Annotated in this window: 9 protein-coding genes; 8 read left to right on the forward strand and 1 reads right to left on the reverse strand. The window is 73.6% G+C overall.

Annotated features, from left to right (window positions below):
- The first annotated feature begins 1 nt into the window (after position 1).
- The 8 genes from nusA (at position 2) to ACZ6B1_RS27120 (ending at position 12,114) form a co-directional block, all read left to right on the forward strand.
- On the forward strand, positions 2-1,000 hold the full coding sequence (nusA, locus tag ACZ6B1_RS27085) for a transcription termination factor NusA (RefSeq protein WP_351664219.1): 999 nt from the start codon (positions 2-4) through the stop codon (positions 998-1,000).
- A gap of 101 nt (positions 1,001-1,101) precedes the next feature.
- The gene (locus ACZ6B1_RS27090) at positions 1,102-1,407 is read left to right on the forward strand and encodes a YlxR family protein (RefSeq protein WP_453184823.1); all 306 of its coding nucleotides are present in this window, start codon (positions 1,102-1,104) and stop codon (positions 1,405-1,407) included.
- A 149-nt stretch (positions 1,408-1,556) separates the two neighbouring features.
- Positions 1,557-4,613 (forward strand): translation initiation factor IF-2, encoded by a 3,057-nt coding sequence (gene infB / locus ACZ6B1_RS27095; protein ID WP_468782504.1) that lies wholly within the window; start codon positions 1,557-1,559, stop codon positions 4,611-4,613.
- Between the two features lie 211 nt (positions 4,614-4,824).
- Entirely contained in the window at positions 4,825-5,118 is a 294-nt protein-coding gene (locus ACZ6B1_RS27100) for a DUF503 domain-containing protein (protein WP_250399774.1), read from the forward strand.
- Between the two features lie 52 nt (positions 5,119-5,170).
- Positions 5,171-5,632, forward strand: a complete 462-nt coding sequence (gene rbfA / locus ACZ6B1_RS27105) for a 30S ribosome-binding factor RbfA (protein WP_468782506.1) — start codon at positions 5,171-5,173, stop codon at positions 5,630-5,632.
- Positions 5,629-6,534 carry a tRNA pseudouridine(55) synthase TruB gene (truB, locus tag ACZ6B1_RS27110; RefSeq protein ID WP_468782508.1) on the forward strand — a complete coding sequence of 302 codons (906 nt, stop codon included), beginning with the start codon at positions 5,629-5,631 and terminating at the stop codon, positions 6,532-6,534. The genes rbfA and truB overlap by 4 nt, the downstream gene beginning before the upstream one ends.
- A gap of 1,065 nt (positions 6,535-7,599) precedes the next feature.
- Positions 7,600-11,037 carry a trypsin-like peptidase domain-containing protein gene (locus ACZ6B1_RS27115; protein WP_468782510.1) on the forward strand — a complete coding sequence of 1,146 codons (3,438 nt, stop codon included), beginning with the start codon at positions 7,600-7,602 and terminating at the stop codon, positions 11,035-11,037.
- A 129-nt stretch (positions 11,038-11,166) separates the two neighbouring features.
- Positions 11,167-12,114: a bifunctional riboflavin kinase/FAD synthetase gene (locus ACZ6B1_RS27120; RefSeq protein WP_468782512.1), complete on the forward strand. Its 948-nt coding sequence runs from the start codon at positions 11,167-11,169 to the stop codon at positions 12,112-12,114.
- Positions 12,115-12,190: 76 nt separating this feature from the next.
- Here the strand turns inward: ACZ6B1_RS27120 and ACZ6B1_RS27125 are convergent.
- On the reverse strand, positions 12,191-13,987 hold a 1,797-nt coding region (locus tag ACZ6B1_RS27125), incomplete at its 5' end, for a MinD/ParA family ATP-binding protein (RefSeq protein WP_468782514.1).

Here is a 13,987-nt window from a genome sequence, read left to right on the forward strand (position 1 = left end):
CGTGGACATCGACATGAGCGCCCTGCGGGGCTTGGTGCGGGAGAAGGAGATCTCCTTCGACCTGCTGGTCGAAGCGATCGAGTCGGCCCTCCTCATCGCGTACCACCGCACCGAGGGAAGCCGTCGGCACGCGCGCGTGGAGCTCAACCGGGAGACCGGGCATGTGACCGTGTGGGCGAAGGAGGACCCGGAGGACCTCGAGGAGGGCCAGGCGCCCCGCGAGTTCGACGACACCCCGTCCGGCTTCGGCAGGATCGCCGCCACCACCGCCAAGCAGGTGATCCTGCAGCGGCTGCGCGACGCCGAGGACGACGCGACGCTCGGCGAGTACGCCGGCCGCGAGGGCGACATCGTCACCGGGGTTGTCCAGCAGGGCCGCGACCCCAAGAACGTGCTCGTGGACATCGGCAAGCTCGAGGCCATCCTGCCGGTGCAGGAGCAGGTGCCGGGCGAGACGTATCCGCACGGCATGCGCCTGCGTTCGTACGTCGTCCGGGTGGCCAAGGGCGTCCGAGGCCCCTCGGTGACCCTCTCCCGCACGCACCCCAACCTGGTGAAGAAGCTCTTCGCCCTGGAGGTGCCGGAGATCGCCGACGGCTCGGTCGAGATCGCGGCGATCGCCCGTGAGGCCGGCCACCGCACCAAGATCGCCGTGCGGTCCACCCGTTCGGGCCTGAACGCCAAGGGCGCCTGCATCGGCCCCATGGGCGGCCGGGTGCGCAACGTCATGGGCGAACTGAACGGTGAGAAGATCGACATCGTCGACTGGTCGGACGACCCGGCCGAGATGGTGGCGAACGCGCTGTCACCCGCCCGGGTGAGCAAGGTGGACGTCGTGGACCTGGCCGCCCGGTCCGCCCGGGTGACCGTGCCGGACTACCAGCTCTCGCTGGCGATCGGCAAGGAAGGGCAGAACGCCCGGCTCGCCGCCCGGCTGACCGGCTGGCGGATCGACATCCGGCCGGACACCGAGCAGGCCGGCGACCGCGACGGGGAATAGATCTCGGCCTGGTGACGCTGAGATCACGTCAGCCTGCAGCAAGCAACTGTTCGACTTTTCCCCCGAAGGGGTGAGGTCGGTGCGGGGAGGTAGACTTAGGAGTGTCTGGCCGGACGCGAGCCCGCGCATGCCCTGAGCGCACCTGTGTGGGGTGCAGGCAGCGAGCGGCCAAGGACGCTCTGCTGCGGACCGTGGCGGATCAGGAGCAATGTGTTCCCGATCCTCGCGGTACGCTGCCCGGCCGGGGTGCGTACGTACACCCCGACCCGGTCTGTATCGACCAGGCGGTACGCCGCCGGGCGTTCCCTCGGGCGCTGCGCGTCCCCGGGCCGCTCGACGTAAAGGCGTTGCGCCGGTACGTCGAGCGACAGACAGTTGCCGAGCAGGCAACGCAGGCAACACCGTAGAAAGCGAGCCGTGCGGAACCCCCCGTGCGGCCTGGTACCTCGCGAGTCGAAAGCAGGTCGAGATTGCGATGAGCACTCGATGAGTACGCGATGAGTACGCCCATGAACTAGCGACGGTCCGGCCGCAACCCGGACCTCAGAGGAGCGAAGTGGCTAAGGTCCGGGTATACGAACTCGCCAAGGAGTTCGGTGTGGAGAGCAAGGTCGTCATGGCCAAGCTCCAGGAACTCGGTGAATTCGTCCGTTCGGCGTCTTCGACGATCGAAGCGCCCGTAGTACGCAAGCTGACCGACGCATTCCAGGGCGGTGGCTCCGGCAAGTCCGCCGGCAAGCCCGCCCCCCGTAAGGCTGCCCCCAGGCCCGCCGCGCCGTCTCCGGCGCAGGCGGCCCGTCCGGCTGCCCCGAAGCCGGGCGCCCCCAAGCCGCCGGCTGCCCCGCAGCCCGCGGCTCCGTCGGCTCCCGCGGCCTCGACGCCGGCCCCCGGCCCGCGTCCGGTCCCGGGTCCGAAGCCCGCGCCGCGTCCGGCCCCGGCCGCCCCGGAGTTCACCGCTCCGCCGGCTCCGGCCGCGCAGACCCCGCAGGCTCCGGCCGCGCAGGGCCCGCGTCCCGGCGCCCGTCCGGGTGCGCCGAAGCCCGGTGGCCGTCCCGCGGCTCCCGGTCAGGGCCAGGGTGGCCGTCCGGGCCAGGGTGCCCAGCGCCCCGGTGGCCAGGGTCCGCGTCCGGGCGCCCGCCCGGCCGGCCCGCGTCCGGGCAACAACCCCTTCACGTCCGGTGGTTCCACCGGCATGGCGCGCCCGCAGGCGCCCCGCCCGCAGGGCGGCCCGCGTCCCGGCGGTCCCGGTGCCCCCGGCGCCGGTCCCCGTCCGCAGGGTGCCGGCGGCCAGGGCGGCGGTCCGCGTCCGCAGGCTCCGGGCGGTAACCGTCCGTCGCCGGCCGGAATGCCCCGCCCGCAGGGCGGTCCGCGTCCCGGCCCGGCCGGCCCGCGTCCGAACCCCGGCATGATGCCGCAGCGTCCCGCTGCCGGCCCGCGTCCCGGTGGCGGTGGCCCCGGCGGCCGTGGTCCCGGTGGCGGCGGTCGTCCCGGTGGCGGCGGCGGTCGTCCGGGTGGCGGCGGCTTCGCCGGCCGTCCGGGTGGCGGCGGCGGTGGCGGCTTCGCCGGTCGTCCCGGTGGTCCCGGTGGCGGCGGTGGCGGCTTCGCCGGTCGTCCCGGTGGTCCCGGTGGCGGCGGTGGCCGTCCCGGCTTCGGTGGCCGTCCCGGCGGTCCCGGTGGCCGCGGTGGCACGCAGGGCGCCTTCGGCCGTCCCGGCGGTCCCGCGCGTCGTGGCCGCAAGTCGAAGCGGCAGAGGCGCCAGGAGTACGAGGCCATGCAGGCCCCGAGCGTCGGCGGCGTGATGCTGCCGCGCGGCAACGGCGAGGCCATCCGCCTCTCCCGCGGCGCGTCGCTCACGGACTTCGCGGAGAAGATCAACGCCAACCCGGCGTCGCTCGTCGCGGTCATGATGAACCTCGGCGAGATGGTCACCGCCACGCAGTCGGTCTCCGACGAGACCCTGCAGCTCCTCGCCGACGAGATGAACTACACGGTTCAGATCGTCAGCCCCGAGGAGGAGGACCGCGAGCTGCTCGAGTCCTTCGACATCGAGTTCGGCGAGGACGAGGGCTCCGAGGAGGACCTGGTCGTCCGTCCGCCGGTCGTGACCGTCATGGGTCACGTCGACCACGGTAAGACCCGACTGCTCGACGCCATCCGCAAGACGAACGTCATCGCGGGCGAGGCCGGCGGCATCACCCAGCACATCGGTGCCTACCAGGTCGCGACCGAGGTCAACGAAGAAGAGCGCAAGATCACCTTCATCGACACCCCGGGTCACGAGGCGTTCACCGCCATGCGTGCCCGTGGTGCGAAGTCGACCGACATCGCGATCCTGGTCGTCGCGGCCAACGACGGCGTCATGCCGCAGACGGTCGAGGCGCTCAACCACGCCAAGGCCGCCGAGGTGCCGATCGTCGTCGCGGTCAACAAGATCGACGTCGAGGGTGCCGACCCGACCAAGGTGCGCGGTCAGCTGACCGAGTACGGCCTGGTGGCCGAGGAGTACGGCGGCGACACGATGTTCGTCGACATCTCCGCCAAGCAGGGTCTGCACATCGACTCGCTGCTCGAGGCCGTGGTCCTCACGGCCGACGCCTCGCTCGACCTGCGGGCCAACCCGAACCAGGACGCGCAGGGCATCTCGATCGAGTCCCGTCTCGACCGCGGCCGCGGTGCCGTGGCGACGGTCCTCGTCCAGCGAGGCACGCTGCGGGTCGGCGACACGATGGTCGTGGGCGACGCCTACGGTCGCGTGCGCGCCATGCTCGACGACAACGGCAACAACGTCGCCGAGGCCGGACCCTCGACGCCGGTCCAGGTCCTGGGCCTGACCAACGTCCCGGGTGCGGGCGACAACTTCCTGGTGGTGGACGAGGACCGTACGGCCCGTCAGATCGCCGAGAAGCGCGCCGCCCGTGAGCGCAATGCCGCGTTCGCCAAGCGCACGCGCCGCGTCTCCCTCGAGGACCTGGACAAGGTGCTCAAGGCCGGCGAGGTCCAGCAGCTCAACCTCATCATCAAGGGTGACGCTTCCGGTTCCGTCGAGGCGCTCGAGTCGTCCCTGCTCCAGCTGGACGTCGGCGAAGAGGTCGACATCCGCGTCCTGCACCGCGGCGTCGGTGCGGTCACGGAGTCGGACATCGACCTGGCGATGGGCTCGGACGCCATCGTGATCGGCTTCAACGTCCGCGCGGCCGGCCGCGCGGCGCAGATGGCCGAGCGCGAGGGCGTGGACGTCCGGTACTACTCGGTCATCTACCAGGCGATCGAGGAGATCGAGGCGGCCCTGAAGGGCATGCTCAAGCCGGAGTACGAGGAGGTCGAGCTCGGCACGGCGGAGATCCGCGAGGTCTTCAAGTCGTCCAAGCTGGGCAACATCGCCGGTGTGCTCATCCGGTCCGGCGAGGTCAAGCGCAACACCAAGGCGCGCCTCATCCGCGACGGCAAGGTGGTCGCGGAGAACCTCAACATCGAGGGCCTGCGTCGCTTCAAGGACGACGTCACCGAGATCCGCGAAGGCTACGAGGGTGGTATCAACCTCGGAAACTTCAACGACATCAAGGTCGACGACGTCATCGCGACGTACGAGATGCGAGAGAAGCCGCGGGTGTAACACCCCACGGTTCGCCGCCGGCCGGCGGGACTGCGGTCCCGCCGGCCGGCGTGCCGTTGCCCGGGGGTCCCACCCCGGGCAGCGGTCCGGCCGACGGTGCCGCGGAAACCCTGTCGAGGCACCGGCGGGTACGGGGTACCGTTCTTGGTGTCCCCGGCCATACGGACCCGGGGCCACCGATCCCGTACCGGCGGGTGAACCGGTTACACACATGTACGTGGGGACTCTGTCCTTCGACCTGCTCCTCGGCGACGTCCACTCGCTGAAGGAGAAGCGCTCCGTCGTCCGCCCGATCGTCGCCGAACTCCAGCGGAAGTACGCGGTGAGCGCGGCCGAGGTGGACCACATGGACCTCCACCGGCGAGCGATCATCGGCATGGCCATGGTCTCAGGCGACACGGCGCACCTCAGTGACGTACTGGACCGGTGCGAACGGCTGGTCGCCGGCCGCCCCGAAGTGGAACTGCTGTCCGTGAGACGGCGCCTCCACGGCGAAGACGACTGACGACGACCAGACCCACAGAACGCTAGAAGAAGAAAGAACGGGAGACGGACCAGTGGCCGACAACGCGCGGGCGAAAAGGCTGGCGGACCTCATCCGGGAGGTGGTGGCCCAGAAGCTGCAGCGCGGGATCAAGGACCCGCGGCTCGGCTCGCACGTCACCATCACGGACACCCGGGTCACGGGTGACCTGCGGGAGGCGACCGTCTTCTACACGGTCTACGGGGACGACGAGCAGCGGCAGGCCGCGGCCGCCGGCCTGGAGAGCGCCAAGGGCATCCTGCGCTCCGAGGTCGGCCGCGCGGCCGGTGTGAAGTTCACGCCGACCCTCACCTTCGTCGCGGACGCCCTCCCGGACACCGCCCGGACCATCGAGGACCTCCTCGACAAGGCCCGGCAGTCCGACGCGAAGGTCCGCGAGGCCTCGGCGGGCGCGGCGTACGCGGGCGGCGCCGACCCGTACCGCAAGCCGGGCGAGGACGAGAGCGCCCAGACGGACGGCGACGCCGCGGAATGACCCACAAGCACACCACGCCCGACGGCCTTGTCATCGTCGACAAGCCGTCGGGCTTCACTTCGCACGACGTGGTCGCCAAGATGCGCGGCATCGCCCGGACCCGCCGGGTTGGCCACGCCGGCACCCTCGACCCGATGGCCACCGGAGTCCTGGTCCTCGGCGTCGAGCGCGCCACCAAGCTCCTCGGGCACCTCGCGCTGACCGAGAAGGAGTACCTGGGCACCATCCGCCTGGGGCAGAACACGCTCACCGACGACGCCGAGGGGGAGATCACCTCCACCACGGACGCCTCCAAGGTGACCCGGGACGCCATCGACGCCGGCATCGCCAAGCTGACCGGCGACATCATGCAGGTGCCGTCCAAGGTCAGCGCCATCAAGATCAACGGCGTGCGGTCGTACAAGCGGGCCCGGGAGGGCGAGGAGTTCGAGATCCCGGCCCGTCCGGTCACCGTGTCCTCCTTCGCGGTGTACGACGTCCGGGACGCCGTCGCCGAGGACGGCACCAACGTGCTCGACCTGGTCGTCTCGGTGGTCTGCTCGTCCGGCACGTACATCCGCGCCCTCGCCCGCGACCTGGGCGCCGACCTGGGCGTCGGCGGCCACCTCACCGCGCTGCGCAGGACGCGCGTCGGCCCGTACAAGATCGACTCCGCGAAGACGCTGGACCAGCTCCAGCAGGAGCTGACCGTGATGCCCGTCGCCGAGGCGGCCACAGCGGCGTTCCCACGCTGGCAGGTGGACGTCCGGCGCGCCCGGCTCCTGCTCAACGGCGTCCGCCTGGAGATGCCCGAGGAGTACGCGGGCGCCGGTCCCGTCGCCGTGTTCGACCTCGAGGGCCGATTCCTCGCCCTCGTCGAGGAGCACAAGGGCAAGGCGAAGAGCCTGGCCGTCTTCGGCTGACCGGAACCCGGCGTCCGGCCGGCGCGCGAGCCTGCCCGTGGAGCGGCGGCCACGGGGTACTGCCACTGCCGCCGCTCCACGGTCCCCCCTCGGTTCCCCCACCCCTAGGGTGTATCCAGCGGCCCCCGCTCATTCACCCGACCGGGCAGGCGCTCGGAGTGAACCGGGGGAGCGGAAGGGGGCGCTTTCGCCCCGCGAACTGTCCCGCTGATCATCCCCCGCCTACCGTCGAAGACGAGGCACGCGTGTACGGGCGGGGAGGGCACGGCCATGGCGGCACGGGACGAAGAGCCAGAACCCACCGACGTCTGCGCCCCCGCCCGGTCCGGGAGTCACCCGGAGCTCCCGGACCACAGGGGCGGCAACCCGAGCGGGCCCGCCGTCCCGGCCGGTCCGATCCCGGACGAGCCCTCTGGCGTGGCCTCCGGCTCAGGCGGCGGGGTCCCGCGGCAGACCGTCAGAGCGAGCTGGGTCGGCCTCCCGGGCTGGATCGCCGCCCCGTGTGAAGCCCACGACCTGAGCCGGCCCGCCGTCCAGGGCCGGACCGTGGACTGCGGCGGTGTCGCCGAGCCGGGCGGGCCCGGTGATGCGGGCCGGTGCGCTGACGTGAGCCGGATCGCTGTTCCGGGTGGGAGTGGCGACCCGAGCGGTGCCGCGGTCCAGGACCGGACCGGAGACCTCAGTGGTGCCGGCGCACCGGGTGGGACCGGCGACTCGGGCTCGGCCGTCTTTCCAGGCGAGACCGGCGCCTCGTGGCGTGCAGGCGTGCCGGAGCCGGCAGACCGGCCGAGGGGTACCGGCGGTCGGGGCGCGTCTGCTGATTCGGGGCGTACCGGCGGACCGGCGCCGGGCGGCGGGGCGAGGGGGACTTGCGGTCCGGGCGGGTCCGGTGATCCGGGGCGTGCCGGCGGACCGGTGCCGGGCGGCGGCCCGAGGGGGAGCGGCGGGCCGAGCGGGGTCGGTGATGCAAGCCGGGCCGGTGACCGGAGCCGGATCGCTGTCGCGGGTCGGGCCGTTGGCGCCGGCCGTGGCGACGGCGCGGACCGGGCCGGGCTCGACGGGCTCGTGCAGATTCGTGATCTGGCCGGGCGGCCCCGGGGGACGGGCTTTCTGGCCGATCATCAAGGCACCCTCCTCACCAGCCACGAGGCCGTCGACGGGCTCGGGCGTCTCGTACTGCACGCCGCCGGGCAGCGCACCTGCCTGGTCGGCACCGAGGCCGTCACCGCGTTGCCCGAGCTCGGCCTGGCCCTGGTCCGTACCGAGGGGCTGGACGTGGCGCCGCTGCCGCTGACGGTTCGCGAACGTGTCGAGGCCGGCGCCTACGTCCGCGTCGCCGCCGGCTGCTGGCGCGAGGCACGGGTACTGGCCGCCACCCAGGTGACCTACACCGCCACCGACCGCTTCCACCTCATCGACGACGCCCTGGAACTGGCCATCGGAACGGCGGGCCAGGACGCGCTCCGACTCGGTGGTGGCGCGGCCGGGGGACCGGTGCTCGACGCCGGGACCGGCGCGGTGCTCGCCGTGCTCGGCACCGCCCTGCACTCCGACCGGCGCGACACCGGGTTCGCGGTGCCCCTGCGACCGGCCGCCGAGGGCCCCCTCGCCGAACTGCTCGCCCGCAACGCGGCGACCGTGCCCGCCCACGGCGCCGACCTCAACCTGGCCGGAGTCCTCGAACTTACCGCCACCTCGGTGGGCCAGGACGGTCCGCCCGGTGCCCTGGCCGGGTACACCGGGTCGGCCGGCCTCACTCCGGTGCGACCGGTCGAACGAGTGCGAGCGGCAAGCGAGTTGAGTGCCTTCGCCGATGGCTTCGCCGACGGTGAGGCCGTCGCCGGCCGCGCCGTGCTCGCCCTCGTCGGCGCCCCGGGCAGCGGCCGTACGACGGAACTGGGGGCCCTTGCCGCCCGCCGCCACGGCGCCGAGCGGCCCGCCCCCACCCTGTGGCTGCGTGGCGCCGACCTCGACGGCACCGACGAGTCCGTGGCCGACGCCGTGCGCCGCGCCCTTGCGCGCGCCGCGCGCATCGTCGCCGCCGGCCCGTCCGCGCCGCCCGCCGACACCGCCGGCCTCACCCCCGATCGGGTGGCCGGACTCGCGCGGCGGGCCGGCCGCCCGCTGCTGCTCCTGCTCGACGGACCGGAGGAGATGCCGCCCGCCCTCGCCCGCCGACTGCCCGAGTGGATCAGGGGGACGGCGGAGTGGCTGGGGGAGACCGGGGCGCGGATGATGGTGGCCTGCCGGGAGGAGTACTGGGAGCGCGCCGGGGCCGAGTTCCCCGCCGCCCTGCTGCACGTGCCCACGGTGACGGACGCCGGATGCCCGCCGCCATGCGTGCGGATCGACGATCTCACCCGGGAGGAGGCCCGCGAGGCCCGTGCCCGCTACCGCATCCCCGACGGAGTCCTCATCGGCCCCGACGCCAGGCACCCGCTCACCCTGCGCCTGCTCTCCGAGGTCCGGGCCGCCCTTGCGGACGACGCCCCGCCCACCGCTCCCGTCGACCGGCACGAGGTCTTCGCCGCCCACCTGGACCTGATGTGCCTGCGCGTCGCGGTCCGCCTCGCCGCCGAGAACGGCCTGCGCGGCACGGCCGTACGGCGGCTCGCCGCCCGGGTGGCCGGACAGGTGCACGAGGCCGCCCGGCGCAGCCTCGGCACCGGACAGGGCGAGCTGGACCGGGAGTCCTTCGAGGCGTTGTTCCCATGGGGGCCCGCCCCGGCCCGGCTGGGCGGCGGCTCCGGCTGGGCCTCCGCCGTCCTCGCCGAAGGCCTCCTGGTCCCGGCCGGCGACGGCTACCGCTTCGCCCACGAGGAACTGGCCGACTGGATCCACGGCCTGCACCTCGACCTGGACGAGGCCCTCGACGCCCTCGTCCACCGCCCCCGCACCCCGCGGGGCCCGCATCACGCGCCCCTGCCGCACCACCGCGTCGGGCCGGTGGTCCAGGCCCTGCTCCTCCTCGCCCGTCAGCAGGGTCACCGCGAACTCGCGCTGCGAATGCGTGAGTTGACGGACGCCCTGGACATGGAGCCGAGTTCCTGGTGGCCCGCGCGTCTCCTCGCCCGTACGCTGCTGGCGGTCCCGGACGCGGCGCCGTACACCGGGGTGCTGCGCGTCCTCGCCGACCACATCGTCACCTGGCGCCGCGAACAGCGCCCCGTACCGGCCGAGTTCGGGCCCGCCTTCTGGACCGCACTTCCCGTCCCGGTCGAGGAACGCCTCTCGTTGCTGCGCGAGCTGGTCCTGGCGGACGCCGCGCCACCGGAGCCGGCCGACGCGGGCGGGCGCCACCTCGACGCCGTGGCCCGCCTGCTGGCCGCCCGGCCCGGCGTCGTACAGCCGTACCTGACCGGCTGGTTCGACGACGAACGGCCGCTGCCGGCGACCCCGGACGCCACCGTGGCGACCGCCGCTCAGGCACTGCTGCACACCCATCGGCACGGAGCTCTGGACGACCTCACCGAGGTGCTCGTGACCAGTGAGCACCCGCGCGCCGACGAGCTGCTCGCCGTCCTCGCCGAGGACGAGCCCTCGGCGGTCTGCCGGGCCGTCGACCGCTGGGCGCACGACGAGCGCGCCGCCCGCCGCGCCGCGGCCGTCGTCTCCGGGCTCCGCACGGCCCCCCACGCCCACTCGGCGGCCGACCGGGAGCTGCTGCGCTACGCCGCCCTCGCCCTGCTCGCCCGCCCCGCCGACCGCTCCCTGCACGGCGGCGCCCTCGCCCTTCTGGTCCGCGACCCCGAGACCCGCGAGCGGCACCTGACCGAGGCCCTGCGCCACTTCGCCGACGGCGATCCACTGCTCCCGCCCGGCGCCCTCGTCCCGGCGCTGAACACCCATGCCGAGCTGGTCCTGGAGGCGTTCCGCGCCCGCCTGAGCGCCGCTGGCGGCCCGGACGCCGGGGAGACCCTGCGCACGCTCGCCGACGCCACCCCCCGTGCCTCCGCCGGCCGGATCGCCGCCCTGGTCCAGGACGCGGTGGAGACCCGCCCGGAGCTGGCCCGACCCGCGGCCGACTACGTCGACCGCTGCCTGGACCGGGGCCCCGCCGCCCGCCCCGTCCTGCTGCCCCTGGTCACCGGACTGCTCGACGACGGCTCCGAGGAGGTCAGGACGGCCCTCGCCACCGTCCTCGCCGCCCCCGGAGCACCCGCGTCCCGGCCCCTGCGGCGCGAGCTGCTGGACCTCCTGCTCGCTCATGAGCGGGAGCCGGCCGTCCTGGACGCCGTCCTGTACGCCGCGGTCCCGCACGGGGACGGCCGGGAGACGGAGCTGCGCGCACTGGTCCACCGCACCGGCCTCCTCCTCGTCCGCACCCCCGACGGCGCCACCCGCTTCGACTGCGCCCTCGTCGACCTGGCCCGGCACGCGCCCGGCTTCGCCGCCCGGATGGCCCGCTGGCTGAACGAGGCCCCCGACGACTGGGCCGCGCTGGTCGGTCCCAGCGCCCACCGCATGATCGCGAACCTGGCCGGCGTCCGCGTACCGGCCTGAGCCGCCGGGGAACGTGCGCCCGGTCACAGCCTCCATGCCGATGCGAGCGCCGGGCACCCGGCATGGCACCCTTAGACCTGCACAAGAGGTCAACGGTAGACACGGACAAGGGTTCGAGGAGCGGTCACAGTGCAGCGCTGGCGTGGCTTGGAGGACATCCCCCAGGACTGGGGGCGCAGCGTCGTCACCATCGGTTCCTACGACGGCGTCCACCGCGGCCACCAGCTGATCATCAAGCACGCCGTCGATCGCGCCCGCGAGCTGGGTGTCCCGGCCGTCGTCGTCACCTTCGACCCGCACCCCAGCGAGGTGGTCCGCCCCGGCAGCCACCCGCCGCTGCTCGCCCCGCACCACCGCCGGGCCGAGCTGATGACGGAGCTGGGCGTCGACGCGGTCCTGATCCTGCCCTTCACGACCGAGTTCTCGAAGCTGTCGCCCGCCGAGTTCGTGGTCAAGGTCCTGGTCGACAAGCTGCACGCCAAGGCGGTCGTCGAGGGCCCGAACTTCCGCTTCGGCCACAAGGCCGCCGGCGACGTCCGGTTCCTCACCGAGCAGGGCGAGATCTACGACTTCGAGGTCGAGGTCGTCGACCTGTACGTCACCGGCGAGGCGGGCGGCGGCGAGCCGTTCTCCTCGACCCTGACCCGGCGCCTGGTCGCCGAGGGCGATGTGACCGGCGCCCACGAGATCCTGGGACGTCCGCACCGCGTGGAGGGCGTGGTGGTGCGCGGCGCTCAGCGCGGCCGTGAGATGGGCTTCCCCACGGCCAACGTGGAGACGCTCCCGCACACCGCGATCCCGGCCGACGGCGTGTACGCCGGTTATCTGCACGCGCAGGGCGAGATCATGCCGGCCGCGATCTCGGTCGGCACCAACCCGCAGTTCGACGGCACCGAGCGCACGGTGGAGGCGTACGCCATCGACCGCGTCGGCCTCGACCTGTACGGCCTGCACGTCGCCGTCGACTTCGTCGCCTACGTCCGCGGCCAGGCGAAGTTCGAGTCGCTCGAGGCGCTGCTGGAGCAGATGGCCGACGACGTGAAGCGGTGCCGGGAGATCGTGGCCGCGGAGGCGTAGGCCCTCACGACATGGAAGGGCGGCCGGTGCGATGCGCACCGGCCGCCCTTCGTCGTACCGTCCCCCGGGCCGGGGGCTACTGCTGCGGCGGAGCCTGCGGAGGCTGGCCCTGCGGCGGGTAGGGCTGGGCGGGGGCGCCCTGCTGGTGGGGCAGGCCCGGCTGTGCCTGCTGCTCGGGGTACGGCTGCGCCTGGCCCGGCTGCGCCTGGCCCGGCTGCGCCTGGCCCGGCTGTGCCTGGCCCGGCTGTGCCTGGCCCGGCTGTGCCTGGCCCGGCTGGGGCGGGTAGGGCTGCTGCTGCGGCGCGTACGGCTGGCCCGGCTGCGGCGGATAGGGCTGGCCCTGGTGGGGCTGGCCCGGATACGGCTGACCGGGGTACGGCTGGTCCGCCATGGGCTGACCCGGATACGGCTGGCCGGGCATCGGCTGACCGGGGTACGGCTGGGCCGGCATCGGCTGGCCGGGCATCGGCGGGGCGGCCACCGGCGGCGGGTTGCCGTCGTTGGTCCACAGACCGTGCATCTGCTGGTGCCGCACGAAGTCCTCGGCGATCATGGCCGCGAGGTTGAAGTACGCCTCCCGCACCTTCGGCCGCATCATGTCGAGGTCGACCTCTGCACCGGCGGCCAGATGCTCGTCGAAGGGCACCACGATCACCCCGCGGCAGCGGGTCTCGAAGTGCGACACGATGTCCTCGACCTTGATCATCTTGCCGGTCTCGCGCACCCCGGAGATGACCGTGATCGACCGGGAGACCAGGTCGGCGTACCCGTGCGCGGACAGCCAGTCCAGCGTGGTGCTGGCGCTGCTGGCCCCGTCGACGGACGGCGTCGAGATGATGATGAGCTGGTCGGCGAGATCGAGCACGCCGCGCATCGCGCTGTAGAGCAGGCCCGTGCCCGAGTCGGTGAGGATCACCGGGTACTGCCTGCCCAGTACGTCGATGGCGCGCCGGTAGTCCTCGTCGTTGAACGTGGTCGAGACGGCCGGGTCGACGTCGTTGGCGATGATCTCCAGACCGGAGGGCGCCTGCGACGTGAACCGCCGGATGTCCATGTACGAGTTCAGGTACGGGATCGCCTGGACCAGGTCGCGGATGGTGGCCCCGGTCTCCCGGCGCACCCGGCGGCCGAGCGTGCCGGCGTCCGGGTTCGCGTCGATCGCGAGGATCTTGTCCTGCCGCTCGGAGGCGAGGGTCGAGCCGAGGGCGGTGGTGGTGGTCGTCTTGCCGACGCCGCCCTTGAGGCTGATGACCGCGATCCGGTAGCAGGACAGCACCGGCGTGCGGATCAGGTCCAGCTTCCGCTGCCGCTCGGCCTCCTCCTTCTTCCCGCCCAGCTTGAAACGGGACCCGGCGGCGGCGGGCCGGCCGCTCTTCGCCTTCTGCCGCTTGTTGTTGAGCAGCCGGTCCGAGGACAGCTCCACGGCCGCGGTGTAACCCAGCGGCGCGGCACCCGGGTTGGTCGGCTGCCGCTGGTCATGCTGGATCGGCTGCGGCCAGGCGGCACCGGCCCGGGGATCGGCGGCAGGCTGCGCGGCCGGTCCCGCCGCACCGGCCTCCGGGTTCTGCGCGTTCGGCCGGGGCTGTCCGGGCTGGGGGAAGCCGTAGCCGCCGGGCGGGATGGGGCCGGTGGGGGCCTGCTGCTGTCCGGGCTGGGGGAAGCCGTAACCGCCGGGCTGGGCCGGGGGGTTGGGCATGCCGGGATGCTGGGGCTGGGGCGTGGTCGCGTTCGGCTGGGGCTGTCCGGGCTGGGGGAAGCCGTAGCCGCCGGGCGGGGTGGGGCCGGTGGGGGCCTGCTGCTGTCCGGGCTGGGGGAAGCCGTAACCGCCGGGCTGGGCCGGGGGGTTGGGCATGCCGGGATGCTGGGGCTGGGG

The organism is Streptomyces sp. NPDC041129 (assembly GCF_055592265.1).